Origin of the sequence: Arthrobacter sp. S2(2024) (genome assembly GCF_036662515.1) — a bacterium.
GTDB lineage: Bacteria > Actinomycetota > Actinomycetes > Actinomycetales > Micrococcaceae > Arthrobacter.
Genome location: NZ_JAYKZI010000024.1, coordinates 1 through 24,408 on the forward strand (window position 1 = coordinate 1; position 24,408 = coordinate 24,408).

General features: G+C 64.8%; 23 protein-coding genes. 15 read left to right on the plus strand and 8 right to left on the minus strand.

The window, feature by feature from the left end:
• Nucleotides 1–655: 655 nt before the first annotated feature.
• On the minus strand, nucleotides 656–1,672 hold the full coding sequence (locus tag VLA65_RS21380) for a hypothetical protein (protein ID WP_332603674.1): 1,017 nt from the start codon (nucleotides 1,670–1,672) through the stop codon (nucleotides 656–658).
• On the opposite strand from VLA65_RS21380, the gene VLA65_RS21385 reads away from it, so the two are divergent.
• The 9 genes from VLA65_RS21385 to xerD all read left to right on the plus strand — a co-directional run bounded on the left by VLA65_RS21385 (nucleotide 1,646) and on the right by xerD (nucleotide 10,971).
• A complete protein-coding gene (locus tag VLA65_RS21385) occupies nucleotides 1,646–2,521 on the plus strand; it encodes a hypothetical protein (protein WP_332603675.1) in 876 nt (291 codons plus the stop codon). The genes VLA65_RS21380 and VLA65_RS21385 overlap by 27 nt on opposite strands.
• Nucleotides 2,514–3,503, plus strand: coding sequence for an HAD-IIA family hydrolase (locus tag VLA65_RS21390; protein ID WP_284991623.1), 990 nt, complete (start codon nucleotides 2,514–2,516; stop codon nucleotides 3,501–3,503). The genes VLA65_RS21385 and VLA65_RS21390 overlap by 8 nt, the downstream gene beginning before the upstream one ends.
• 9 nt (nucleotides 3,504–3,512) lie before the next feature.
• Nucleotides 3,513–3,767 (plus strand): hypothetical protein, encoded by a 255-nt coding sequence (locus VLA65_RS21395; RefSeq protein ID WP_332603676.1) that lies wholly within the window; start codon nucleotides 3,513–3,515, stop codon nucleotides 3,765–3,767.
• A 2-nt stretch (nucleotides 3,768–3,769) separates the two neighbouring features.
• The gene (locus VLA65_RS21400; protein WP_332603677.1) at nucleotides 3,770–4,582 is read left to right on the plus strand and encodes a TlyA family RNA methyltransferase; all 813 of its coding nucleotides are present in this window, start codon (nucleotides 3,770–3,772) and stop codon (nucleotides 4,580–4,582) included.
• A 13-nt stretch (nucleotides 4,583–4,595) separates the two neighbouring features.
• Nucleotides 4,596–5,618 carry an NAD kinase gene (locus VLA65_RS21405; protein WP_307055651.1) on the plus strand — a complete coding sequence of 341 codons (1,023 nt, stop codon included), beginning with the start codon at nucleotides 4,596–4,598 and terminating at the stop codon, nucleotides 5,616–5,618.
• Nucleotides 5,619–5,621: 3 nt separating this feature from the next.
• The gene (gene recN, locus VLA65_RS21410) at nucleotides 5,622–7,361 is read left to right on the plus strand and encodes a DNA repair protein RecN (RefSeq protein WP_332603678.1); all 1,740 of its coding nucleotides are present in this window, start codon (nucleotides 5,622–5,624) and stop codon (nucleotides 7,359–7,361) included.
• 212 nt (nucleotides 7,362–7,573) lie between these two features.
• A complete protein-coding gene (locus tag VLA65_RS21415) occupies nucleotides 7,574–9,316 on the plus strand; it encodes a CTP synthase (protein WP_059389171.1) in 1,743 nt (580 codons plus the stop codon).
• Between the two features lie 27 nt (nucleotides 9,317–9,343).
• Entirely contained in the window at nucleotides 9,344–10,006 is a 663-nt protein-coding gene (locus VLA65_RS21420) for an NUDIX domain-containing protein (protein ID WP_284991618.1), read from the plus strand.
• Nucleotides 9,979–10,971, plus strand: a complete 993-nt coding sequence (gene xerD / locus VLA65_RS21425) for a site-specific tyrosine recombinase XerD (RefSeq protein WP_306963741.1) — start codon at nucleotides 9,979–9,981, stop codon at nucleotides 10,969–10,971. The genes VLA65_RS21420 and xerD overlap by 28 nt, the downstream gene beginning before the upstream one ends.
• Nucleotides 10,972–11,015: 44 nt before the next feature.
• Here the strand turns inward: xerD and VLA65_RS21430 are convergent, their stop codons facing one another.
• Nucleotides 11,016–11,279, minus strand: a complete 264-nt coding sequence (locus tag VLA65_RS21430; protein WP_332603679.1) for a hypothetical protein — start codon at nucleotides 11,277–11,279, stop codon at nucleotides 11,016–11,018.
• 131 nt (nucleotides 11,280–11,410) lie between these two features.
• Here VLA65_RS21430 and VLA65_RS21435 point away from each other — a divergent pair, with 131 nt between their 5' ends.
• From VLA65_RS21435 to VLA65_RS21450, 4 genes are all read left to right on the plus strand, one after another.
• Nucleotides 11,411–11,920, plus strand: a complete 510-nt coding sequence (locus VLA65_RS21435; RefSeq protein WP_284991616.1) for an RNA polymerase sigma factor — start codon at nucleotides 11,411–11,413, stop codon at nucleotides 11,918–11,920.
• A gap of 2 nt (nucleotides 11,921–11,922) precedes the next feature.
• Nucleotides 11,923–13,254 (plus strand): hypothetical protein, encoded by a 1,332-nt coding sequence (locus VLA65_RS21440; protein WP_332603680.1) that lies wholly within the window; start codon nucleotides 11,923–11,925, stop codon nucleotides 13,252–13,254.
• 193 nt (nucleotides 13,255–13,447) lie between these two features.
• Entirely contained in the window at nucleotides 13,448–13,984 is a 537-nt protein-coding gene (locus VLA65_RS21445; RefSeq protein ID WP_059389169.1) for an NUDIX domain-containing protein, read from the plus strand.
• Between the two features lie 70 nt (nucleotides 13,985–14,054).
• Complete coding sequence (locus tag VLA65_RS21450) at nucleotides 14,055–14,855, plus strand: hypothetical protein (RefSeq protein WP_332603681.1); 801 nt, start codon at nucleotides 14,055–14,057, stop codon at nucleotides 14,853–14,855.
• Nucleotides 14,856–14,970: 115 nt separating this feature from the next.
• Here the strand turns inward: VLA65_RS21450 and VLA65_RS21455 are convergent, their stop codons facing one another.
• From VLA65_RS21455 to VLA65_RS21480, 6 genes are all read right to left on the minus strand, one after another.
• Nucleotides 14,971–16,122 (minus strand): bifunctional 2-methylcitrate synthase/citrate synthase, encoded by a 1,152-nt coding sequence (locus tag VLA65_RS21455; RefSeq protein ID WP_284991613.1) that lies wholly within the window; start codon nucleotides 16,120–16,122, stop codon nucleotides 14,971–14,973.
• A 70-nt stretch (nucleotides 16,123–16,192) separates the two neighbouring features.
• Nucleotides 16,193–17,101, minus strand: a complete 909-nt coding sequence (gene prpB, locus VLA65_RS21460) for a methylisocitrate lyase (protein WP_332603682.1) — start codon at nucleotides 17,099–17,101, stop codon at nucleotides 16,193–16,195.
• Entirely contained in the window at nucleotides 17,102–18,622 is a 1,521-nt protein-coding gene (locus VLA65_RS21465) for an MmgE/PrpD family protein (RefSeq protein WP_332603683.1), read from the minus strand. It abuts the gene before it with no gap.
• Between the two features lie 10 nt (nucleotides 18,623–18,632).
• On the minus strand, nucleotides 18,633–19,274 hold the full coding sequence (locus tag VLA65_RS21470; protein ID WP_332603684.1) for a GntR family transcriptional regulator: 642 nt from the start codon (nucleotides 19,272–19,274) through the stop codon (nucleotides 18,633–18,635).
• A gap of 121 nt (nucleotides 19,275–19,395) precedes the next feature.
• Nucleotides 19,396–20,109, minus strand: a complete 714-nt coding sequence (locus VLA65_RS21475; protein ID WP_284991609.1) for a response regulator — start codon at nucleotides 20,107–20,109, stop codon at nucleotides 19,396–19,398.
• Nucleotides 20,106–21,773 (minus strand): sensor histidine kinase, encoded by a 1,668-nt coding sequence (locus VLA65_RS21480; protein ID WP_306963665.1) that lies wholly within the window; start codon nucleotides 21,771–21,773, stop codon nucleotides 20,106–20,108. Before VLA65_RS21480 ends, VLA65_RS21475 begins: the two co-directional genes overlap by 4 nt.
• Nucleotides 21,774–21,925: 152 nt before the next feature.
• Between VLA65_RS21480 and VLA65_RS21485 the strand changes: the two genes are divergently transcribed.
• Complete coding sequence (locus VLA65_RS21485) at nucleotides 21,926–23,251, plus strand: cation:dicarboxylate symporter family transporter (RefSeq protein ID WP_332603685.1); 1,326 nt, start codon at nucleotides 21,926–21,928, stop codon at nucleotides 23,249–23,251.
• Nucleotides 23,252–23,507: 256 nt separating this feature from the next.
• Nucleotides 23,508–24,407, plus strand: a complete 900-nt coding sequence (locus tag VLA65_RS21490; RefSeq protein WP_284751736.1) for a ParA family protein — start codon at nucleotides 23,508–23,510, stop codon at nucleotides 24,405–24,407.
• Nucleotide 24,408: the final 1 nt, after the last annotated feature.

Sequence of the window (24,408 nt, forward strand, 5' to 3'; positions counted from 1 at the left end):
AGTAGGACACCGCCGGACAACCATTCACCGGCCAGGCCCCGACACACCGTGTCGGGGCCTGACCCACTTAACACACCCCAACACACGAGCGAGCGTGAGCCCGCGACCAACGAAAACCCGGCATACGTGAGCGGGCGTCCCACGAAAACCCTTTATTAGTGAGCGGGGGTCCGGGGCATCAGACCCCCGCCCACCTATGACCCGGTTACCGCGGACCCCCGCTCGGATATGGCCTCGAAATCCCAAACCCCCGCTCAGATATAGGGCCATTTTGGCAGACCCCGGCTCGGATATGGCAGGGAAATCCCAAACCCCGGCTCACCTATCCAGGTTCCACGACCGACGCCCGCCGCCATAAGTGAGCGGGCGTCCCGCCGGGAGCCGGTACATGTGAGCGGGCGTCCGCCCAGGAGCCGGTATATGTGAGCGAGCGTTGTTTGAGGATTCCGATCCCGGACTCGGATCTGTAAGCCAGCCCTAGCGGCTCAGTCATGCTTGGGGTTGTGATGATTCCCACGGGAAGCTGAATAGGCGGCCTACGAATGCGTTCGCAGATGCCTGTTCACCTAGAATTACATAAGAGATACGAGCCGGATCCCGGCGGCGTGAGAACAAAATACGGATACGAGCGGCTGCGCATGCGCCAGTGGTCAGCTCACAACAGGAGGAATCCATCATGGCTGAGCACAACGGCGGCAACCGCGGCAACTTCGGCGGTGGCCGGGGCGATCGCGGCCCGTTCCGCGCCAACAACAATTCCGGGGGCGACCCGCGGGGATTCCGTTCCAAGGAAAACCGTGACGGCGCTCCTGGCGGTGACCGGGATCGTAAGCCGTTTGGTGACCGTCCGAGTCGTGAGGGTGACCGGGATCGTAAGCCGTTCGGTGATCGTCCTCGTCGTGATGGGGATGCGCGTCCGAGTTTCGGCGATCGTGATCGTAAGCCGTTTGGTGACCGTCCGCGCCGCGAAGGTGATGCGCGTCCGAGTTTCGGTGACCGTGATCGTAAGCCGTTTGGTGACCGTCCGCGCCGCGAAGGTGATGCGCGTCCGAGTTTCGGTGACCGGGATCGGAAGCCGTTTGGTGACCGTGATCGGAAGCCGTTCGGTGACCGTCCGCGCCGCGAAGGGGATGCGCGTCCGAGTTTCGGTGACCGTGACCGGAAGCTGTTCGGTGACCGCGATCGCAAACCGTTCGGTGACCGTCCGCGCCGCGAAGGTGATGCGCGTCCGAGTTTCGGTGACCGTGACCGGAAGCCGTTCGGTGACCGCGATCGCAAACCGTTCGGTGACCGTCCGCGCCGCGAAGGTGATGCTCGTCCGAGTTTCGGTGACCGTGATCGGAAGCCGTTTGGTGACCGTGATCGGAAGCCGTTCGGTGACCGTCCGCGCCGCGAAGGCGACGGAGAACGCCGTAGCTTCGGCGACCGCCCCGAGCGCGGTCCCCGCAAGTTCGATGGCCCACGTACCGAGGGACGTAGCTTCGGCGGCGGATCCTGGGAAGAGCGTCCCGCCCGGGTTCCCAACGCGGCGGATCTGCGCAGCGCCAACCGCCCGGACCGCGAGCGTTCCCCGGAGATCGACGACGACGTTACAGGCCAGGAGCTCGACCGGGTCACCAAGCACCAGATCAAGACCCTTGAAGGCATGAACGCTGATTGGGTTGCCAAGCACCTGGTGATGGCGGGCCGCCTCATCGATATCGACCCTGAGCTGTCCTTCCAGCATGCCCTCGCCGCAAGCCGCCGTGGTGGCAGGTTGGCGGCTGTCCGCGAGGCTGTGGGCCTGACTGCCTACGCTGCCGGCCACTATGGGGAAGCACTTCGCGAATTCCGCACCTACCGCCGGATCAGTGGCTCCAACGTCCATTTGCCCCTTATGGCCGACTGCGAACGCGGTCTGGGGCGCCCGGACCGTGCGCTGGACGTCGTCCGTTCACCCGAGGCCCAGGATCTCGACGCTCCCGGCAAGGTTGAGCTAGCCATTGTGGCTTCCGGCGCCCGGAGCGATCTTGGCCAGTTGGATGCCGCCGTCGCTGAGCTGGAGATCATCCAGCTCGACATCAACCGCGCCTTCTCCTATAGCCCGCGTCTGTTCCGTGCCTACGCCGACGCCCTGACGGCAGTGGGTCGCACGGAAGAAGCCGGCAAGTGGCAGCGCCAGGCGGTTGTCGCCGAAAATGCCCTCGGCGTTGGAGACTTCGAGGATCCGGACATCATCGACCTCGGCGAGGACGACGAGAACGAGGTTCGCAAGCCCCGTTTCCGGAACATCGAAGAGAACACCGGGCGATCCGAAGAGAGCACGTCCGAGGCCGCGCCCGCGATCGCGGAGACGGCCATCTCCTCCGAAACCACCGAACAGGACGACACGGAACAGAACGACGTGGAACTCGACGACGTCGAGTCTGACTACTTCGAGTCCGACGACGCCGAGTCGGACCGCGATTCCGTGGAGGAAGACGAGGACAACGAGGAAGACGGAGAAGAGGCTTCCAACGGCGAAGAGACCAAGAATGACTGAGGCCTCGCTGGTATCGCGTTTTGACGCCGTTCTGTCCGATCTGGACGGCGTTGTCTACGCAGGCCCGCACGCGATTCCCGGCGCTGTGGAGTCCCTGCAGCGGCTCGAGTCGGTCGGGGTGCGCCTCGGCTATGTCACCAACAACGCCTCGCGTACCCCGGCACAGGTTGCCGCGCATCTTCGTGAACTGGGCGCGCCTGCTGAGGACAACCAAGTGGTCAGTTCTTCGCAGGCCGCCGGGGACCTTTTGGCCGGACTCCTGGCTCCGGGTTCCCGGGTAATGATCACCGGCAGCCCGGCGCTGGCCCACGAAATCGAACTCGTGGGACTCACACCTGTCCACAGCGCCAAAGAGAACCCTGTGGCTGTTGTCCAGGGCTTCAACCCGGACATCGCGTGGAAGGATCTTGCGGAGGCGTCCTACGTTGTTGCCGCAGGCGCCCTCTGGGTGGCTACCAATACGGACATGTCCATTCCCCAGGCCCGCGGGATAGCTCCCGGAAACGGCACCCTCGTGGCCGCTGTGGCGTCCGCCACGGGCAAACAGCCACGGGTCGCTGGCAAACCGGAGGCCCCGCTCTTCCATTCGGCGGCACGGAGGCTGAAGTCGGAGCGCCCGATCGTCGTGGGAGACAGGCTGGACACCGACATCCTTGGTGGCAACCGTGCGGGCTTCGCGACGGCAGCGGTCCTCACCGGTGTCGACACGCCCGAATCCATCCTTGCTGCACGCAGCTCGGAACGCCCGGGCTACTTGCTGGCTGACCTGACGGAACTGTACGAGCCGTACCCAGAGATCGTCGAGGAGGACAGCACGTTCCGCTGCGGAAAGGCAACCGCCGAAGTCCAGGACGGCCTGATCACCGTCTCCGGTTCCGAGAAGGACCTGGACGCCTGGCGTGCTGCGTGCGCAGCCTGGTGGGCCGCCAATCCCGACGCGGCAGAGGCTACATCGCCGCGGCTCGAATGGCTGGAAAACTAGACTGGTCCAATGAGCGAGTTGAACGATCACCCGGAGGGCGCCGGCGGTCCGCAAAGCGCTGAGCTTCAAAGTCCCGAGTCGCAAAGCGTCGAACCGCACGACGCCCCATGGCCGGACGACGCGGCCCCCACAGGTGACGCCGCCGTGGACTCTGCCGTGGAGCAGCTGGCGGGCATTTCCGCTGTGCCCGTGGCCGAGCACAGCGGTATCTACGCCGAGATCCACGACTCCCTGCTGGCGGCCCTCGACGCCGACGAGCGCTGAGCATGGCCAGACTCGACCAGGAACTCGTCAGCCGTGGATTGGCGAGATCGCGGACCCATGCCGCGAAACTCATTGCGGACGGAAAGGTCAGTTCCGGAGGCAGCGTTCTCGCCAAGGCAGCGCAACAGGTCTCCGAAGAGACGGAAATCGATGTTCAAGCCCACGCCGAGGACGTTTACGTCAGCCGTGCCGGCCACAAACTGGCCGGAGCGCTGGCCGCTTTCCCTTTCGTCGTTGTGGAAGGGAAGCGGTGCCTCGACGCCGGAGCCTCCACCGGTGGGTTCACTGACGTGCTGCTCCGGCAAGGTGCCGCGCATGTGGTGGCGGTCGACGTCGGGCATGACCAGTTAGTGCCGTCCCTGCGGAACGATCCCCGCGTCGCAGTCCATGAGGGCCTCAACGTCCGTTACATGACTCCCGAGCAGATCGGCGGGCCGGCCGCGCTCACTGTGGCAGACCTGTCCTTCATTTCCCTCACCCTGGTTCTTCATCCGCTCGCGGCATGCACCGAGCCCGGGGGAGACCTCGTGCTCATGGTGAAGCCGCAATTCGAGGTCGGCAAGGAGCGGCTGAGCCGCACCGGCGTGGTCACCTCGGACCATGAACGGCGGCGCGCGGTGGCCCAAGTCGCTGGATCGGCCGTGGACGCAGGGCTTGAACTCTGCGGCCTGGCGCCGAGTCCCTTGCCGGGCCAGGACGGAAATGTGGAGTACTTCCTGTGGATAAAACGCAGGATGCAGGCGGACTTGCCTAAGATCGAAGAGCGGGACGAAGAAGTTGCTGCACTGATGGAACGAATCTGGACCACCCACTAGAAAGCAGAACACCATGAGCAGGCGCGTTTTGGTCCTTGCCCACACCGGGCGTGAGGACTCCCTTCGCGCGGCCTGGGATGCCTGCGGGCAGCTCCACTACTCCGGCCTGATCCCCGTGATGCAGAAATCTGAGCTCGACGATATCGAACGGTTCTTTGGTGTGGTGGATAAGCCGATCGAGATACTCCACGAGGATGTCCGGTTGGAGGACGTCGAACTCGTGATGGTTCTTGGCGGCGACGGCACCATCCTGCGCGCGGCCGAGCTGGTCCGCAACGTCGATGTTCCCCTGTTGGGCGTCAACCTCGGGCACGTCGGCTTCCTCGCCGAGAGCGAGCGGGCCGATCTTGCGCAGACAGTCGAGTGGATTGCCAGCCGCGACTACACGGTGGAAGAGCGCATGACCATCGATGTCCAGGTGTGGGTCCGGGGCCAGAAGATCTGGCATACCTGGGCCCTCAACGAAGCCGCCATTGAAAAGGCGGACCGGGAACGCATGATCGAAGTGGTGACCGAAGTGGATGAACGTCCGCTGACGTCCTTCGGCTGCGATGGAGTGGTGCTTGCTACCCCTACGGGCTCCACGGCCTACGCCTTCTCATCCGGCGGGCCTGTGGTGTGGCCGGAGGTGGAGGCCCTCGTGATCGTCCCCATCAGCGCCCATGCCCTCTTCGCCAAGCCCCTTGTAGTTTCGCCGCGGTCCAAGCTTGCCGTGGAGATCCTTACGCGGACCGACGCCCAAGGCGTGCTTTGGTGCGACGGCCGCCGTTCCGTGGACCTGCCGCCAGGCGCCCGGATCGAAGTAACCCGGTCCACCCGGCCTGTGCGGCTTGCCCGCACCCACCAGACCCCGTTTTCTGCCCGGCTCGTGCGGAAGTTTGAGCTGCCCATCCACGGTTGGCGGGGTCCGGCACCCCGTTCGGCTGACATCCACACCGGTCCTACCCCCGTGATCAGGACCTTCAAGCCCAGCCCTTTGCCGACGCCCCAGGACGTGCGGACAGGCAGAGCGGCCGACCCCACAAAGGAGATGTAAACCATGATCGAGGAACTCCGGATCCGTGATCTCGGCGTCATCACCGACGCCACCTTGCCGTTGGGGCCCGGCCTGAGTGTGGTCACGGGTGAAACGGGCGCCGGCAAGACCATGGTGGTCACCGCCGTCGGGCTCCTTCTGGGGGCCAGGTCCGACGCCGGTGCGGTACGCTCCGGTGCCAAGTCGGCCTCTGCGGAGGCCACGCTCTTGCTCGATCCGGCGCACGCCGCCGTGGGACGGGCCGTGGAGGCCGGCGGCGACGCGGAAGAGTACGACGGCGGCACCCAGCTCCTGCTGGCCCGCACCGTGGGTGCTGACGGCCGCAGCCGTGCTTTCGTGGGCGGCCGATCGGCGCCGGTCGGCGTGCTGGCGGAACTTGGCGAGAGCCTCGTGGTGGTGCATGGCCAGTCGGACCAGATCCGGCTCAAGGGTGCCGTGGCGCAGCGGCACGCATTGGACCGCTTCGCCGGGGCCGAGCTGGCGGCGATGCTCACCGAATACCAGGAGCTTTACGGCCATTGGAAATCCAGCCAGGCAGAGCTCGACACACTCCGCGGCGAGGCCCGCGAAAGGCTGCGCGAGGCGGAATCGCTCGCGGTCGCGCTCAACGAAATCGACGACGTCGATCCCCAGCCGGGTGAGGACGAGTCCCTCAAGGCCGAGGCCGTGAAGTTGGCGAACGTGGAAGAGCTCCGCATCGCCGCCGCGGCAGCGCATGAAGCACTGATCTCGGAGGAATTCGGCGAAACGGCCGATGCCACGACTCTGATTGACTCTGCCAAACGTGCGCTCGACCAGGTTTCCGAGCATGACGAATCGTTGGCGGGAGCCGCCGCAAGGCTCGCCGAGATCGGCTTCCTCATCAACGACATCGCGGGGGAGCTGTCCAGCTACCAAGCGTCCCTGGACTCCGAAGGACCCGAACGGCTTTCGGAGATCGAGGAGCGGCGCGCAGCGCTGGCCAAACTTATCCGCAAGTACGCTCCGAGCATCGACGAGGTCCTGGAATGGGCGGCAGCTTCGAGGACCCGCCTGGATGAACTGCAGGATGACTCGAGCCGGATCGAAGCGCTTGACGCCGAGGTGGTTGCTGCGGAGTCGACGCTGCGAAAGCAGGCCACGCGCATCTCGAAGTCGCGCTCGAAGGCAGCCAAGGAGCTCTCCGCGCGCGTGAGTGCGGAACTCACTGCCCTTGCGATGGCCGATGCAACCCTGGTGATCGAGGTGGACAGCCAAGGACAGCTGGGGCCGCACGGCATCGACGACATCTCCTTCCTCCTGCAACCGCACTCAGGCGCCCCGGCACGCCCCCTCGGCAAGGGCGCGTCCGGTGGTGAGTTGTCCCGCGTCATGCTCGCCATCGAAGTGGTCCTCGCAGCCGTGGATCCGGTGCCGACCTTCGTCTTTGACGAAGTGGATGCCGGAGTGGGCGGGCGTGCCGCCGTCGAGATCGGACGCCGGCTTGCCATGCTGGCCCGCCACGTCCAGGTGCTGGTGGTAACCCACCTGCCGCAGGTGGCCGCCTTCGCCGACCAGCACATTCGGGTCACCAAGACCTCAGTCCGGGGAAGCGACGGAAAGACCGCTTCTGGCTTCACGTCCAGCGACGTCCAGCTCCTCGATGACGAAGAACGCGTGAAGGAGCTTGCCAGGATGCTCGCGGGGCAGGAAGACTCGGAGTCTGCGCGCGCGCATGCCCAGGAGTTGCTGGACGACGCCAAACTGCTGCCCCAGCAGGCATAGAAGCCCGGCCGCAGCCTGGGACATCGGTCACATGCGCGCCTTCGTCGGGCTGGGAGACCGCTTCGGCGGTCCCGGTGCCGGGCGGCGGATTCCCAGCCGCCCGGCCTGTTTTTACCGGTCCGGGTGGACTTTACTCTTGATCCTTGCCCCACGGCAGGGGACTATTGAGCATTTGGGAAAACGGCAAAGCGGATCCTTTGGAGGCGCAATTGATGATAGGCTCGAATTCCGTGGTGCAGCGATCAAATTCCCGTGTAAATTCCCGGTTCCCGGGCTCGTCCAAGACGACCAAACACATCTTTGTCACTGGCGGTGTGGCGTCCTCGCTCGGTAAGGGACTGACGGCTTCGAGCCTCGGCCACCTGCTGCGGGCACGCGGTTTGTCTGTAACTATGCAGAAGCTCGATCCCTATCTCAACGTGGATCCGGGCACGATGAACCCCTTCCAGCACGGCGAAGTCTTCGTCACTGACGACGGCGCCGAAACCGACCTCGACATCGGACACTACGAGCGCTTCCTCGATGAGAACCTCGAGGGCTCGGCCAACGTCACAACCGGCCAGATCTACTCGACTGTCATCGCCAAGGAACGGCGTGGTGAGTACCTCGGCGACACCGTCCAGGTCATTCCGCACATCACGGACGAGATCAAGCGCCGCATGCGCCTCCCCGCTGAGGGCAAAAACGCTCCGGACGTCATCATCACCGAAATCGGCGGCACCGTGGGCGACATCGAGTCGCAGCCTTTCCTCGAGTCCGCGCGCCAGGTCCGCCAGGACATCGGCCGCAACAACGTCTTCTTCCTGCATGTCTCCTTGGTGCCGTACATCGGACCCTCGCAGGAGCTGAAGACCAAACCAACACAGCACTCTGTTGCCGCGCTGCGTTCCCTCGGCATCCAGCCGGAAGCGATCGTGATCCGTTCGGATCGCGAAGTGCCTGACGCGATGCGCGAAAAGATTGGCCGCATGTGCGACGTCGATATCGACGCCGTGATCAACGCCGCCGATGCGCCGAGCATCTACGACATCCCCAAGACGCTGCACACCCAGGGCCTTGACTCCTACGTTGTCCGAGCCCTGGATCTCCCGTTCAAGGACGTCGACTGGACCAGTTGGGACAAGCTCCTCGAAGCTGTCCACAACCCCAAGCACCACGTGGAAGTTGCCCTGGTGGGCAAGTACATCGACCTCCCGGACGCATACTTGTCCGTGACCGAGGCCTTGCGTGCCGGCGGTTTTGCAAACGAAACCAAGGTCAAGATCCGCTGGGTCCCGTCCGACGAGTGTGAAACCCTCGAGGGCGCCACCAAGTCCTTGGCCGGCGTCGACGCCATTTGCGTTCCCGGCGGCTTCGGTATCCGTGGCCTCGAGGGCAAGCTTGGTGCGCTCAAGTTCGCCCGCGAGACAAAGCTTCCGGTGCTGGGCCTGTGCCTCGGTCTCCAGTGCATGGTCATTGAGTACGCCCGCAACGTGGTCGGCCTCGAGGGGGCGTCCTCCAGCGAGTTCGAACCCGACTCCAAGTACCCGGTCATCGCCACGATGGAAGAACAGCTCGACATCGTTGACGGTAAGGGCGACCTTGGCGGCACGATGCGCCTGGGCCTTTACGAAGCCAAGTTGGATGAAGGATCCGTGGTTGCCGAGACTTATGGCGCAACAACCGTCAGCGAGCGTCACCGGCACCGCTACGAGGTCAACAACAAGTACCGCGAGCAGATCGCCTCCGAGGGACTCGTGTTCTCCGGTACGTCTCCCGATGGCAAGCTGGTTGAGTTCGTGGAACTGCCGCGCGACGTACACCCGTACTATGTGGCAACACAGGCCCACCCCGAACTCAGCTCCCGCCCGACGCGCCCGCACCCGCTGTTTGCCGGCCTCGTGAAGGCCGCGCTGGAGCGTCAGTCCGGCGTGGACTCGGTAGCAAAGTCAGCCCGCAAGGTCGCTGCGAAGTAATCGCTCACACAAACGAAGGACGGCGCGATGCCCGGTATTTCTGAAACCCCCAGCACTTTTCGGAAGGTTTCGGACATGCCGAGCCCGCGCCGTCTTTTGTCGTCCAGCAAGGTCTATGAAGGCCGTATTTGGGACGTCGTCAGTGACGCCTTCGAGCTCGGCGAAGACACCGGCACTTTGGTCCGCGACTACATCGACCATCCCGGCGCCGTCGCGGTGCTGCCTATGAATGTCGACGGCGAGATCCTGTTGCTCAAGCAATACCGCCACCCGGTGGGCATGGACCTGTGGGAGATTCCTGCCGGGCTTCTTGACGTGGCCGGCGAGGACTTCGTGGTCGGCGCGGCCAGGGAGCTCGCGGAAGAGGCCGATCTCACGGCGGCCACGTGGAATGTCCTCGCGGACTTCTTCAATTCGCCCGGCTCCTCGAGCGAGGCGATTCGCATCTATCTGGCGCGCGGATTGGGTGACGTTCCCGAGGCGGAACGGCACGTCCGCACGGATGAAGAGGCCGAAATCGAACTCGTGTGGGTCACGCTTGACGAGGCGGTTTCGGCGGTCCTCGAGGGCCGCCTGCATAACCCGTCCGCCGTCGTCGGGATACTCGCGGCCGCCGCCGCACGCGCCGACGGCTTCAGGAACCTGCGGCCGGCCGATGCTCCCTGGCCCGCCCACCCGAGCCAGCGCTGACCGTGCCCCAGCTCGCGGAGACCAGGGTCCGGACCGCCATTGACCGGGCCGTCACTGACTACCTGCAACACCTCGGCGTGGAACGAGGCCTTGCAAGCAACACTCTGTCCGCATACCGACGGGACCTGTCCCGCTATTCGAACTTCCTGGCCGCGTCCGGCGTCGACAACCCGGGCAATATCTCCCGGCGTGACGTCACCGCCTTTGTGCAGGCGTTGGCAGACGGTTCCGATGGGGGCGCCGCCCTCGGCGTCCGCTCTGCGGCCCGCACCGTGGTTGCCGTCCGGGGGCTGCACAAGTTTTGGGCCCTGGAGGGGACGACGACGGCGGACCCCGCCAGCGATGTCCACCCGCCAATGCCCGGCAAGCGTCTGCCGAAGGCAATTAGCGTCGGCGAAGTGACCCGCATACTTGAGGCTGCCGGTGCCGACACCGCCACCGGGTTGAGGGACCGCGCGCTCTTGGAGTTCCTCTACTCCACAGGTGCCCGCATCAGCGAAGCTGTAGGCCTTGACGTCGACGATGTCTCGCTCGAAGCGGAAGCCGATGGTCCTGCGATCGTGCGGCTCTTCGGAAAAGGTTCCAAAGAGCGCCTGGTTCCTCTGGGGTCTTACGGTGCACGCGCCGTCGGGTCCTACGTGGTTCGCGGAAGGCCTGCGTTGGCCGCGAAAGGAAAAGGCACGCCGGCACTGTTCCTGAATGCCCGCGGAGGCCGGATCAGCCGGCAGAGCGCCTGGACCATTCTCAAGACCGCGGCCGAGAAGGCCAACATCACCAAGGACGTCTCCCCGCACACCCTCCGGCATTCTTTCGCCACGCATCTGCTTGAGGGCGGCGCTGACGTCCGGGTGGTTCAGGAGCTCCTGGGCCACGCCTCGGTGACCACCACGCAGGTGTACACCTTGGTCACTGCCGACACTTTGCGTGAAGTGTATGCGGCTGCGCATCCGCGGGCCCTCGGCTGACGCATTGCGCCACCCGCTGGACACTGCACGCAGTTCGGTGCCGGTTACGCCAAGACCTTGAAGGTCAGTTCCACCGCGTTCAGGAACAGCGCCAGAATGGACATGCCGAGGCCGGCTACGAGCAGAAGGCCCGGGTGCGCCAAGCCGACAACCACCCGCCTCAGATGAGGCCGGGAGCGCAGGAATTCGTCGAGGACGATCAACAACGCCCAGAATCCGGTCCATACCCACCCGGCGTAGAGCGGATGCCGGACCAGCCAGCCAGGCAGCCAGGCCTCGGAGGCTTGCTCGTTCCCCTCTTGGCTCATGGCGACACTCTAGCAACCGGCGGCTCTTGCTGGTCCGGTTGGCGTGGCAGCGCTGTAACCTGCGGGCTCGTGCCGGAAACTATACAGTTGGCCAGGGTTTGGTTGGGGTTTCGGATTGAGGGTGGGGGATTGTGCTTTCCGAGGGGGAATCGGCGTTCGTTGCGCTGCATAGGGATACGTACCCGCGCATCTTCCGTTTTGTGCGGCGACGTGTGGAGGATCCGCATGTGGCCGAAGAGTTGGCTGCGGACGTATTTCGGGTCGCTTGGCAGAAGTGGGATGAGGCGTCATCGGTGGATGTGGCCTGGTTGTTCACGGTGGCGAGAAATCTTCTGGGAAACGCTTATCGGAGCCATCGGCGCCAGGTAGCACTGCATGAGCGCCTCCGTGAGTCCGTGGTTTCCGGCGACGGGGCCGGAAACGGATACTCGCTGGTGGATGAGGTGTTGGATTCCATGCGGGAGAAAGACCGGGACATCCTGCAGTTGGCGTATTGGGATCAAATGACGATGGTAGAGATCGCGGCGGTCCTGCAGTGCGGAGAGTCGGCCGCGAAGGTGCGGTTGCACCGGGCGCGGGAGGCTTTCCGAAAGCTACTGCCGGCCGGTAGCGGCGCGGTGGCACAGAAGTTGGGGGCATAGGAATGGATCCGATCAGAGAATTGATTGAGGGGGCCGATCCGTTGCGCAGCGGAGTTGGCGCGGTGCCGGATGCAGAGGCGGCTTTGGTCCGGGTGCTGGCTTCTCCCGGGAACGGTCCTGACAAGCTGCCGCCGAACGTTCGGTCCATGGCGGCTGGACGCCGGCTGCGGAATGCCAGGATTGCAGGATTGCTGACGATGGCCGCTGCCGCGGTGACAGGGGTGCTCGTGGCAGCGCACTTGGGTTCGATCACTGCAGTCCCGGATCCGGCCGGCACGTCCTCCATGACGCCGAGCGCGCCACCGACGGCCACAGCTACGGCGGCCGGCACAGCCAGCCCGACGGCGAGCCCGAGCGAGACAGCAGGCCCGACGGCGGCGCCCACGTCACTTGCCGGCGTCGGACGCGGTGAGTGCTCGATTCAGAACCTGACGGGCGCCATGACTTCATTGGAGCAGCTGAAACCGGTTCTCCGGCTTGTGGGCTGCAAGGCCGGATGGATGAGCATCATGGCGCCCGCACCAAGCGACAATCCGAACCCGGAACCGGGGGACTGGTTCTGGATCGCCAAGCTTGTCAACGGGAGCTATGTGCAGGAAACCAGCCTTGGGAACTGGGCAGGCGCAGCGTCCAACAACGATCGGCTGACGGCTGAGCAATTCATGGACAAGGCGTTCGTCACCAACGGAATCCCAGTGGAGCTTCGTCCCGATCTGGTGGGTTCCCCGGAGCCAGGATCACTCGCTGCCGAAGGTCTCAAGACGTACGAGGACCGGTCCACGGGTTATAGAGTGAGCTTCAATTACCCGGCATCGTGGCAACTGGTCGATCCGTCCGGCAGCCTTGCCCTCACAAACGGCCCGGGAACCGCCCTCACGGATTCCAGCGGCCAGTACACGGCACGGCTGGCCTTCGGCGACACCAATGACTGGAGCACCAGCGGCTGCCAAAACAGGGCGCCCTACAAGATCCTCGACAGTCAGCCCATGACCGGGCTGCCGACGGACCTGGCGTCGCCGGCCCAGGGCACACCGAGATTCGTGTATGTCGCAATGACCTCAGCCGCAAATGACGGGGGTCCGGTTCAGGCAGGGATAGGAATTACCAACCGTATCGCCGGACAGGACGGAATAGGCTGCGTCCTTGACCTCGCGGTAGCAGGACCCGGTCCCTTGAAGTTCTTTAGCTTCACCGATCGCCGTCCACTGGGAGGGCCTTCCTGGGGTCTTTACAAATTCACCACCATCGGAGAAGCCGCGGCCTTTACCCAGACACAAGCCTATAAAGACCTCAAGGCGGTCATCACTTCGCTCACGATCACCAAGGTGGGCTAGAGACACGGCGCGACGCCGGGCCACCTTAGGTGAGCGGCCCGGCGTCGTTCTTCGGGGGCGACGCAGTCGTAGTCTTGATGCCATGACAGCCGCACACGTGACCCTCTGTTTTCTCCTCCGCGAGGNCCGGGCCACCTTAGGTGAGCGGCCCGGCGTCGTTCTTCGGGGGCGACGCAGTCGTAGTCTTGATGCCATGACAGCCGCACACGTGACCCTCTGTTTTCTCCTCCGCGAGGTCGATGGCGGCCGGGAGGTCCTTCTGGGACGCAAGCGCACCGGCTTCGGCAAGGGCAAAGTAGTAGGCGTCGGCGGCCATGTGGAGGAGGGCGAGACCGCCGTTGAGGCGATCTGCCGGGAAGTCCGCGAGGAAGTCTACGTCGATGTTGAGCCGGACGACCTGGTGGCCGCGGGAACTGTGGACTTTGTTTTCCCTGCCAAGCCCGAATGGAACATGTTTACTACCGTGTTCCTTTCCGAATCCTGGGTGGGGGAGCCTTCCGAGAGCGACGAGATCACGCCCCAGTGGTACCCGGCGGAGGACCTGCCGGTAGCTCACATGTGGGCCGACGCCGAGCACTGGCTTCCCGCGATGATGAATGGCCGGCGCATGGATGTGCGCGTGGTGCTCGCAGATGACAACGAGAACGTGGCCGAGGTCTTCCACGCAGACTGGAACAACGACGGAGCAGCAGCTGGTGGGTCCGCGCGGAATTGGGTGCCCGGGCTGTAACCTCGGGGCGTCTTGCGGAAACTTACACGATAGACGCCCACTTCGGGCGCTAACCGACAAAGGGGGAACGGTGGATTCCAGACAGAAGATGCGGAGACTGAGAATCATCGTGTTGGTGGCCCTTGCCGCAGCGGTCCTTGCAGCGGGATTCCTCGTTGCCGCCAACCTTGGGTCCCAGGGACAATCCCGGAGCGGAAGCCAGCTACCGGCAACAGCAGCTACGACGGCCCCTGCGACGACTGCCCCATCGGCGTCGGCCACGGCCTCGGCTTCAACGGCCGCTACGGAAGAACCGACAGCATCAACACCAGCGACGGCGGGCTCCGGGTGGGCGAGCTTCGTCAGCACCAGCGCCCACGTGCAGTTCGATCTTCCTTCGGGATGGACGGCCGCCGATGTTCCAGTAGGCACCGCCAGTAATCCCGCATCCGGAATCCAGGTGAGCGATGAGTCGGGCAGTGTGGTGGCGAAGTTCTACTACGGCACGGGCGGCGGCGTAGGCGGGGCATGCGGGCCAGGAACGTACAAGCAAAAGGAGCTCGACACGGCTGCCACGTCACTGAAGGGCCAGTGGGTGACCACCGCCCAGGCCAGGTTCTCCTACCGCGTGCTGGATCAGACGGCCCAAGGCAAGGGCGTCGGCTATCAAATCGGTCTCGTGGACAAGTCCAGCGGGGAAGTGCAGGACAGCTGCCTGATGTACTCCTTCGTGGCCGGCGCTCCCAAAGGCACGCTGTCTTTCGCCACGGACGGGCCCCAAGCCCTTGGCGCCCGCACCTTCAGCACCGTGGCGGAAGCCACGCAGTACTTGCAGACACCGGAATACCAGAAGCTCAAGCGGATGATCACCAGCCTGCAGCTGACTCAATAGCGACTGGAACGACGGCGGGCCGGCCTGGGCCCACGCGAAGCCGGGTTCCCTGGCCGAGCTTGCGAGGTCAGGGGGCTCGTGGGGAGGTGACCGGCCCGCCGTCGTGCAGGTGGAACTACGGCAGGTGCCGTTCGTCCACGCCGTTGTATTCGCTGAGCGGGCGGATCAGGGAGTTTGATCCGAGCTGCTCCATGATGTGTGCGGTCCATCCGGTGATGCGGCTGGCGACGAACAGCGGGGTGAAGGTCGGAGTGTCGAATCCCATGAGGTGGTAGGTGGGTCCGGCGGGGTAGTCGAGGTTGGGCTTGATCGCCTTGGCCTCGTCCATCGCCTGCTCGAGGCCGTTGTACAGGCCCAGGATCTCGGGCCGGCCGTAGTGGGCGATCATCTTGTCCAGCGCGGCCTTCATGGTGGGCACCCTGGAGTCGCCGTGCTTGTAGACGCGGTGACCGAATCCCATGACCTTTTTCTTCTGCGCGAGGGCGTGTTCCATCCAGGTCTTCGCCCGGGAGGCGGCGTCATCGAGCGATTCCTCGGTGCGGATGCCGATTTCCTCGAACGTGTGCATGACGGCCTCGTTGGCGCCGCCGTGCAGCGGGCCCTTGAGGGCGCCGATCGCCGCGGTGACCGCGGAGTGCAGGTCCGAAAGGGTGGAGGTGACAACCCGTGCCGTGAAGGTGGAGGCGTTGAAGGAGTGCTCGGCGTAGAGGATCATCGAGACGTTGAACGCCTTCACGACCTCGTCCACCGGGTCCTCGCCGAAGGTCATCCACAGGAAATTGGCGGAGTAACCCAAATCGTCCCGCGGTGCCACGGGTTCGATTGTTTGCCCGTCCGCGCGCCGACGGCGTTGGTCGTAGGCGACCACCGCCGGCATGGCGGCGAACAAGTCAATGGCCTTGGCCATATTGGCCTCGGGCGTGGAAACCTCGGCGAGAGGGTGCCGGGCTCCCAGCACCGAAGCGGCCGTCCGGCAGACATCCATGGGGTGGGACGTCGTCGGCAGCGCATCGATGACCTGCTTCACCACCGGGTCAAGGGCGCGGCCCGCGCGCTCGCGGGCAGTGAACTCAGCAAGTTCCTCCGGAGTGGGCAGCTCGCCGTTCCACAGCAGGTAGGCGACTTCTTCGAAGCTGCACTTGGCGGCGAGTTCCTGCACGGGGTAACCGCGGTACAACAGCGAGTTGGTGTCCGGGTTGACCTTGGAGATCGCGGTGTAGTCAACCACGACGCCGGCCAGGCCTTTCTTGATCTCAACAGCAACCATGCTGTCCTCCTTCGTTCGTCGGCAAGCACTCCGGAATAGCCGGATCGCCTGCATCCCTTGGTTGATCCAGTTACCGGCTGAGCCCAGGAACCTGGAAGTTGAAAACGCTCGTGTCGAAGTGGTTGTAGGCCTCGTAGTCCACGAGGTCATAGAGGCGCGCACGGGTGAGCATGTTCTCCACCTGCGCCTCCTGCGTTCCAGTGGCCTTGATCGTTTCCAGCGTACGCTCTGCAGCCCCCATGGCAATGCGGAGCAGGGTGACGGGGTAGATCACCATGTTCACGCCGACGCCCTGGAGTTGTTCCACGGTGAAGAGTTCGCTTTTGCCGAACTCGGTCATGTTGGCCAGGATCGGCACATCCACTGCATCACGGATGGCTTGGAACTCGCTGAGATCTTTCATGGCTTCCGGGAAGATCGCGTCTGCGCCGGCGTCGACGAGTGCTTTGGCGCGTTCCTGGGCGGCTTGGATGCCGTCGACGGCGCGGATGTCGGTCCGGGCCATGATGAGGAAGTTCGGATCCCTGCGGGCGTCGGCCGCTGCGCGGATGCGCTTGGCGGCGGTGTCGACGTCGACCACGTTCTTGCCGTCCAGGTGCCCGCAGCGTTTGGGGTTGAACTGGTCCTCGATGTGGCAACCGGCCAGCCCGGCGTTTTCGAGCTCCTGGATGGTGCGGGCCACGTTCATCGGTTCGCCGAATCCGGTGTCCGCGTCCACGAGGCACGGGAGCTCGGTCATGCGGGCGATCTGCCCTGCGCGGGTGGCGACCTCCGTGAGGGTGGTGAGCCCGATGTCCGGCAGGCCGAGGTCGTTGGCGAGGACGGCGCCGGAGATGTAGACGCCGGGGAAGCCCTTTTCCTCGATCAGGCGTGCCGAGAGCGGGTTGAACGCGCCGGGGAACTGGGCGATGGTCCCGGAGTTCAGGAGTTCCCGGAGCTTGAGGCGCTTCTGCTCCGGGGTCGTCTTGGAGTAGAGCATCTAGAACAGTCCCTTCGGTGCGGCGGCGAGGTCGATGACGCCCGGGGCGGCGGTGATGTTCAGCTGGTCCAGTTCGCCCGGGCCCAGGTCCGGGAGGCGCTCGGCGGCGGCGAGGAACCTTTCGATCTCGGCCTCTTCCACCAGCCCGGCCGCGAGGGTGCGGAACTTGTCGATGTATTGCTGGCGGGCGAAGGGCCGGGCGCCGAGCGGGTGGGCGTCGGCGACGGCGATCGACTCGGTGATGACGGTGCCGTCCGTGAGGGTGATGACAACGGTGCCGCCGAAGGCCTTTTCCGCGATGTTCAGGGAGTGGTAGCGGCGGGTCCATTCGGGGTCTTCCACGGTGGTGACCTTGTGCCACAGTTCCACGGTGTCCGCCCGGCCGGCGCGTTCCGGGCTGTAGGAGTCGACGTGGTGCCAGGAGCCGTCCTGCAGCGCGACGGTGAAGATGTACGGAATGGAGTGGTCCAGGGTTTCCCGGGATGCGGTGGGGGAGTATTTTTGGGGGTCGTTGGCGCCGGAGCCGATCACGTAGTGCGTGTGGTGGCTGGTCTTGATCAGGACGGAGGCCACGTTGGCCGGGTCCGTGGCTTCGGGGTGCTCTTTGTGGAGTTTGCGGGCGAGGTCGATCCAGGCCTGGGCCTGGTACTCGGCGGAGTGTTCCTTGGTGTAGGTGTCCAGGATGGCCCGCTTGGGCTCCCCGGCCTCGGGCAGCGGGACCTCGTAGGAGGCGTCCGGGCCATCCAGCATCCAGGCGATGACGCCGTCTTCGCCTTCGTAGATCGGCACGGGGGAGGTCTGGCCGCGCATGGAGCGGTCCACGGCCTCGACGGCCATCTTGCTGGCGAACGCGGGGGCGTGGGCCTTCCAGGTGGAGATTTCACCCTTGCGGGACTGGCGCGTGGCGGTGGTGGTGTGCAGGGCCTGGCCGACCGACTGGAAGATTGTCTCGACGTCCAGGCCCAGGAGGGTGCCGATGCCGGCGGCGGCGGAGGGGCCGAGGTGGGCTACGTGGTCGATCTTGTGCTTGTGCAGGCAGATGGCCTTGACCAGGTCCACCTGGATTTCGTAGCCGGTGGCGATGCCGCGGATCAGGTCCTTGCCGCCCGCGCCGACGTGCTGGGCAACGGCGAGGATGGGCGGGATGTTGTCGCCCGGGTGGGAGTAGTCCGCGGCCAGGAACGTGTCGTGGTAGTCGAGTTCACGCACGGCGACGCCGTTGGCCCAGGCAGCCCACTCGGGGGAGACCTTGTCGCTGATCCCGAAAACACTGGAGCCTTTGCCGTTGGTGGTCGGTGCGTGGGTCAGGGCCTGCGCCCGGGCAGCGATGATGGGGGCACGGTTCAGGGAGGCAACGGCGACGGAGGCGTTGTCGATGATCCGGTTGATGACCATCTCCGTGACGAGGGGAAGAACGTCGACGGGGTCGGCGGCGACGGCGGCGATCTTGTGCGCCAACTGCTGCTCGCGGGGAAGGCTTTCTTCGCTCTTGTAGACGCGGACGTGGTTGTTCTTCACCATGGTGCTCCTTTTAGTGAGGTGTGTGGGTGGCTTTGACGTGGGAAAGACTGCGGTGCAGATGGACGGTGGTGGCGGCTTCGGCGAGCCGGGGGTTGCCTGCCGCGATGGCTTCGGCGATCGCGGCGTGCTCTGCCGCGGCGGCTTGGAGGCGTTCGGCGTCGTCGGCCGCGAGGCGGCGGACCCGCACGAGGTGGACGCGCAGGCTGCGCATGGCCTGGGCGAGGTAGGAATTGGAAATCGCCTCGTCGATCGCCTCATCCAGCCTTCCCACGAGGGCGTAGTAGTCGTGCCGTGCGGGGTCGCTGTCGTTGAGCATCTCCGGGGCCCGAAGGAGCTCGGCGTGGAGCCGCTCGAACACCGCACGGTCGCCGCGCACCGCGGCCAGGGCGGCGGCTTTGCCTTCCAGGGTTTCGCGCAGCTCGAACAATTCGTCGATGTCTTCCAGCGAGATATCGGTGACGACGACGCCGCGGCCGCCTGCCGCCGTCGTCAGCCCTTCCGCGCTGAGCCGGCCCAGCGCCTCCCGGACCGGTGTGCGGGACACGCCCAGGCGTTCGGATTGTTCCACTTCCGCGAGGACCGTTCCGGGTGCCAGGCGCCATTCGATGATGTCTTCGCGCAGGGCCGCATAGGCTTTGTCGCTGGCACGCATGGACCCTCCTTCACTGGGTGGACGTCCTCAGTGTATACATAAACAGCGATCAAGCCTAGCTTTTCTGGCGAATGCTCGCCCGATGATCGATCTGTGTATACATCCACCGGTGAATTGTGGACTAACTCCGGTTCCAGCGGTACTCGTTCTCCGGACGTCCCGGAGTGCCGTATCGCGCATTCCGCGTGACCATACCGGCGTCGGCCAGGTACTCGAGATAGCGGCGTACTGTAACCCGGGACATCCCAAGGGCGACAGTTGCCTCGCTTGCGGACACCGGCCGGCCAAGGCTGGCCAGGAGGTCTTTGACGGACTCCAGGCTATGGGCGGAAAGCCCCTTGGGCAGTGGGACTTCGGTGGGTGCGCGGAGGCTGGCAAACGCCTGGTCCACATCGCTTTGCGATGCTCCGCTCGCCCGGGCGCCCGACGCCGGTGCGGCGAGTTGTTCGCGGAAGGCGCGGTAACTGGCGAGTTTGTCCGCGAAGGTGGCGAACGTGAACGGCTTGATGAGGTACTGCACCACGCCGATCGACACCGCGCTCCGGACAATGTTCACTTCCCTGACGGCGGTGATGGCGATGATGTCCGCGAGGAGTCCCGAAGCGCGCATTCGGCGGGCAACATCCAGTCCATGCAGATCCGGCAGGTTCATGTCCAGCAGGACGAGGTCCACCGGCTGGCCGGCAACGGCGAATTCGTTGAGTAGCCGTAGGGCCGACTGTCCGTCCGGGGCCGTTCCCGCGACGGTGAAACCGTCGATTCGGCCCACGTAGACGCCATGGGCATCGGCGGCGATGGGTTCGTCCTCGACAACGAGGACGCGGATTTCGGTCATTCGGCTTCTTTCCTGGAGTCCGGCACCGGGAGCACTACGCGGAAGAACGCGCCGCCCAAGGCGCTCGTGGAGTCGCTGATGGACAGCGTACCGCCAAGCCGCTGCACAGCTTGCCGGACCAGGGCGAGGCCCACGCCGCGGGAAGGGGCTCCGGGCTGCCCGGCCTGTCCGATTCCCGCCGCCTTGGTGCTGTATCCGTACTGCCAGACGTCGTCCACGATGCCGGGATCGATCCCGTGGCCGGAATCGACAACCGTGAAGGTGGTTCCTTCAGGTCCGGAGTCGATGCCCAGTTCCACTTTGCGCGGCGGGGGAGCGGCGGCTGCCGCGTCGAGGGCGTTGTCCAGCAGGTTTCCCAAAATCGTCACAAGGTCCTGCACTGCCAGGCCCTGGAGGCCGTCCCCGCCGGTCACTGTGACCGTCAGCTCCGCTCCGCGTTCGTGCGCCTCGGCCGACTTCCCCATGATGAGCGCGCTCAGGACGGGCTCGTCCACTGACGCCACGAGGTGGTCGGTCAGTTGTTGACTCAGTTCCAAGTCCTTGGTGGCGAAGTCCAAGGCATCGGAGGTACGCCCGAGCTCCATGAGGGACACTATGGTGTGCAGCCGGTTGGCGTGTTCATGAGTCTGTGCCCGCAAGGCGTCAGACAGGGTCTTCATGGTTTCGAGTTCACTGCCCAGGGACTCGATTTCCGTCCTGTCCCGGAGCGTGGCTACGGTCCCGAACACCGCAGGCCGCTGCCGGCCCCTCATTCCGGGCGGCCCCACTGCCGGCGCCTGGTTCACCACCAGGATGCGCGAGCCGGTGAGGTGGATCTCGTCGTGCGCCGTCCGGCCGGACTCGAAGAGGCGGTGGAGGCTGGGATCGAGTGGCAGATCAGACAGGCGTGGGGCGGCTTCCGCCGCGGGATCGACGTCGGACCGTTCCAGTCCCAGCAGTTCCGCGGCCTGGTCGTTGTACATGACCACCCTGCCGCCGGTGTCGATCAGGACCACGCCTTCGCGGACCGAATGCAGGACCGACTCGTAATACGCGAACAACTGCGCCAATTGCTCCGGTCCCCAGCCCCTGGTGACCGAGCGCAGGTACCGCCCCAATAGCCACGAGGCGAGGGAGCCGCCTGCGAGCATGGCCAGGGAGATGCCGATGATCGCCGTGAGTCGTGCTGACACGGCGACATCCACGGTGCGCACCGTGACACCCGCCGCCACGAGGGCCCGGACTTTGCCGGATGGATCCTCCACGGGGACGATGGTGCGCACGGACGGGCCCAGGGTGCCGGCGGTGACTTCGGTGAATGTCTGGCCGCGGAGGGCAGGATCGATGGTGCCGATGTACGGTTTGCCGATTTCGTCGGGGTTCGGATGGGTCCAGCGGGTCCGGTCCGGAGCCATGATGGTGATGAAATCGGCATGGGCATTGGCCGTCACCACCTGGGCGTACGGCTGCAGGGTGGCGGATGGATTCGGCGTGCCGGCTGCTTGGAGCACGAGCGGATTGGCTGCGATCGCGGCGGCCACTGCCTGCATGCGCTGGCCGGCGTCGTTGTAGGCCCGGTCCCTCGCGTCCAGGAAGGCAGCCGTGCCCACGATGGCGGTGAGCGCCAGCACGAACAGTAGATTCGCCACAAAGAGTCTGCGGGCAATGCTCCAGCGTCGGATCACGTGCTCCTTTCTGCGGGCCATCCTGTGACCAATATGAACGCAACAGTGATACATGTCACGCCGCGCCTAATGATGGGTATCACAGCAGAGCGACGCAGGGACATTTTGCAGGGACCACGGCGCTTTCCAGAGTATCTATAAGGAGCAAAGCCATGACCTCTCAAAGAGGAGAGATTGCACCCGCGAAGGCCGGGCGCAAGGGGCTGGACAAGTCGCATTACCTCTACATCGCCGTGATCGCCGCAGTTGTGCTGGGCGCCGTCGTCGGCTTGCTTTTCCCGGAAGTGGGTAAATCCCTCAAGCCCTTGGGTGACGGCTTCATCAAGCTCATCAAGATGATGATCGCCCCCGTCATCTTCTGCACCATCGTCCTGGGCATCGGATCGATCGCCAAGGCTGCCACGGTTGGCAAGGTCGGTGGGCTCGCACTCATCTACTTCCTGGTGATGTCCACCTTCGCGCTCGCCATCGGTTTGGTCGTTGGCAACATCATCCACCCGGGCGAGGGCCTGAAACTGATCCCGTACGACCCCAATGCGAAGGCTGCCACGAACAGCACCGCCGATTTCCTGCTGGGCATCATCCCCGGAGACATTCCGGTCCTGCCGACGCTCCTGGCCGCCATCCTGGTGGGCTTCGCGCTGCAACGCATGGGGTCCCAGGGCCAGCCGGTCCTCAAGGCAATCCAGCACGGGCAGGCACTCGTTTTCCGGATCCTCATCATGATCATGTGGCTGGCTCCGGTCGGCGCCTTCGGTGCGATCGCCGCAGTGGTCGGTGCCACCGGCGTGAAGGCAATTTTCGGAATGCTCACCCTGATGGTTGCGTTCTACATCACCTGCGCGCTGTTCATCGTCGTGGTGCTCGGCACCTTGCTCCGGGTTGTGGCAGGCGTCAGCATCTTCCAGCTGATGAAGTACCTGGCCCGCGAGTACCTGCTCATCTTCTCCACCTCGTCCTCCGAAGCGGCGCTGCCCAGGCTCATCGCCAAGATGGAGCACCTCGGCGTTTCCAAGCCGGTTGTTGGTGTCACGGTGCCTACCGGCTACTCCTTCAACCTCGATGGAACTGCCATCTACCTGACCATGGCCTCGCTGTTCGTCGCCAACGCCATGGGTATTCCGCTGGACCTCGGCGCCCAGGTATCGCTGCTGGTCTTCATGATCATTGCGTCCAAGGGAGCGGCCGGCGTTTCCGGAGCCGGCCTGGCCACCCTCGCCGCGGGCTTGCAGGCACACCGGCCCGAACTGCTGGGCGGCGTCGGGATGATCGTCGGCATCGACCGCTTCATGTCCGAAGCCCGCGCTTTGACCAACTTCACGGGCAACGCCGTCGCCACCGTGTTGATCGGTACCTGGGTCAAGGAAATCGACCGCAACCAGGTCGCCAACGTCCTGTCCGGTGCGACGCCTTTCGACGAGTTGACCATGATCAGCCACCACGCTGAACCCGAGGTGAAAGAGGCCGTGCCCGCTTAGTCCGGCACGCCGTTTGGAAGCATCCATGCAGGCAAGGCAGGAACTCGCCAGGGGACCTGCCTTGCCTGCTTTTGATTGCATGTTTTACGGCACGCGGGCCCAACCTTCTACCTCAGCTAGAAGGTAAAGGCTCAAATTGCGGGCAAAGTCAAGTTCCGCAAAATGCCGTGTCGGGCGCTGTAGCCTAGGTGGGGAGCAGTGCTGGTGCTGGAGACAGCCGCAGGAAATGACCGTCGTGGAGAGAGTGGATAAATACGTGAGCAGCGAACGGGGAACAACTACGCTGGAGGGCACGGATTTCGATCTGGAAGACGCCGTCATGGGGCCAACGGGCCGCCCGTACCGCGACTTCCCCGAACCCGCGCCGCTGGCCTCGCATGGCCCGGCCCGGGTCATCGCCATGGTCAACCAGAAGGGTGGCGTGGGCAAGACCACGTCAACCATCAACCTCGCCGCCGCGCTCGCAGAATTCGGCCGTCGCGTCCTGCTCGTTGACTTCGATCCGCAGGGAGCCCTTTCCGCAGGCCTGGGCGCGAACCCGCACGAGCTCGACCTCACCGTTTACAACGTCCTGATGGACCGCAAGGTGGACATCCGTGACGCCATCCAGAAGACCGGCGTCGAAGGCATCGACCTTCTGCCGGCGAACATCGACCTCTCCGCCGCCGAGGTCCAGCTGGTCAACGAGGTGGCCCGCGAGCAAGTGCTTGACCGCGCCCTCAAGAGCGTCGAGGACGATTACGACGTCGTGCTCATCGACTGCCAGCCGTCCCTAGGCCTCCTGACGGTCAATGCACTGACGGCTGCGCACGGCGTCATCATCCCGCTGATCTGCGAATTCTTCGCCCTCCGCGCGGTAGCACTGCTCGTCGAAACGATCGAAAAGGTCCAGGACCGCTTGAACCCGCGCCTTCAGGTGGACGGCGTGCTCGCCACGATGTACGACGCCCGCACCCTGCACAGCCGCGAAGTCATTTCGAGGCTTGTGGAGGCGTTCGGGGACAAGGTCTTCGAGACCGTCATCAAGCGTTCCATCAAATTCGCCGACGCCACGGTCGCCGCGGAGCCGATCACCAGCTACGCGGGAAACCACATCGGTGCCGACGCCTACCGCCGCTTGGCCAAGGAATTGATTTCGCGCGGCGGCGCACCCTAGC

Excerpts from the sequence above, each read along its gene's own strand:
- VLA65_RS21385 (WP_332603675.1), top strand. The coding sequence starts at position 1,646 with ATGAACGCTGATTGGGTTGCCAAGCACCTGGTGATGGCGGGCCGCCTC.
- VLA65_RS21390 (WP_284991623.1), top strand. The coding sequence starts at position 2,514 with ATGACTGAGGCCTCGCTGGTATCGCGTTTTGACGCCGTTCTGTCCGAT.
- VLA65_RS21395 (WP_332603676.1), top strand. The coding sequence starts at position 3,513 with ATGAGCGAGTTGAACGATCACCCGGAGGGCGCCGGCGGTCCGCAAAGC.
- VLA65_RS21400 (WP_332603677.1), top strand. The coding sequence starts at position 3,770 with ATGGCCAGACTCGACCAGGAACTCGTCAGCCGTGGATTGGCGAGATCG.
- VLA65_RS21405 (WP_307055651.1), top strand. The coding sequence starts at position 4,596 with ATGAGCAGGCGCGTTTTGGTCCTTGCCCACACCGGGCGTGAGGACTCC.
- recN (WP_332603678.1), top strand. The coding sequence starts at position 5,622 with ATGATCGAGGAACTCCGGATCCGTGATCTCGGCGTCATCACCGACGCC.
- VLA65_RS21415 (WP_059389171.1), top strand. The coding sequence starts at position 7,574 with ATGATAGGCTCGAATTCCGTGGTGCAGCGATCAAATTCCCGTGTAAAT.
- VLA65_RS21420 (WP_284991618.1), top strand. The coding sequence starts at position 9,344 with ATGCCCGGTATTTCTGAAACCCCCAGCACTTTTCGGAAGGTTTCGGAC.
- VLA65_RS21430 (WP_332603679.1), bottom strand. The coding sequence starts at position 11,279 with ATGAGCCAAGAGGGGAACGAGCAAGCCTCCGAGGCCTGGCTGCCTGGC.
- VLA65_RS21440 (WP_332603680.1), top strand. The coding sequence starts at position 11,923 with ATGGATCCGATCAGAGAATTGATTGAGGGGGCCGATCCGTTGCGCAGC.
- VLA65_RS21445 (WP_059389169.1), top strand. The coding sequence starts at position 13,448 with ATGACAGCCGCACACGTGACCCTCTGTTTTCTCCTCCGCGAGGTCGAT.
- VLA65_RS21455 (WP_284991613.1), bottom strand. The coding sequence starts at position 16,122 with ATGGTTGCTGTTGAGATCAAGAAAGGCCTGGCCGGCGTCGTGGTTGAC.
- prpB (WP_332603682.1), bottom strand. The coding sequence starts at position 17,101 with ATGCTCTACTCCAAGACGACCCCGGAGCAGAAGCGCCTCAAGCTCCGG.
- VLA65_RS21465 (WP_332603683.1), bottom strand. The coding sequence starts at position 18,622 with ATGGTGAAGAACAACCACGTCCGCGTCTACAAGAGCGAAGAAAGCCTT.
- VLA65_RS21470 (WP_332603684.1), bottom strand. The coding sequence starts at position 19,274 with ATGCGTGCCAGCGACAAAGCCTATGCGGCCCTGCGCGAAGACATCATC.
- VLA65_RS21475 (WP_284991609.1), bottom strand. The coding sequence starts at position 20,109 with ATGACCGAAATCCGCGTCCTCGTTGTCGAGGACGAACCCATCGCCGCC.
- VLA65_RS21485 (WP_332603685.1), top strand. The coding sequence starts at position 21,926 with ATGACCTCTCAAAGAGGAGAGATTGCACCCGCGAAGGCCGGGCGCAAG.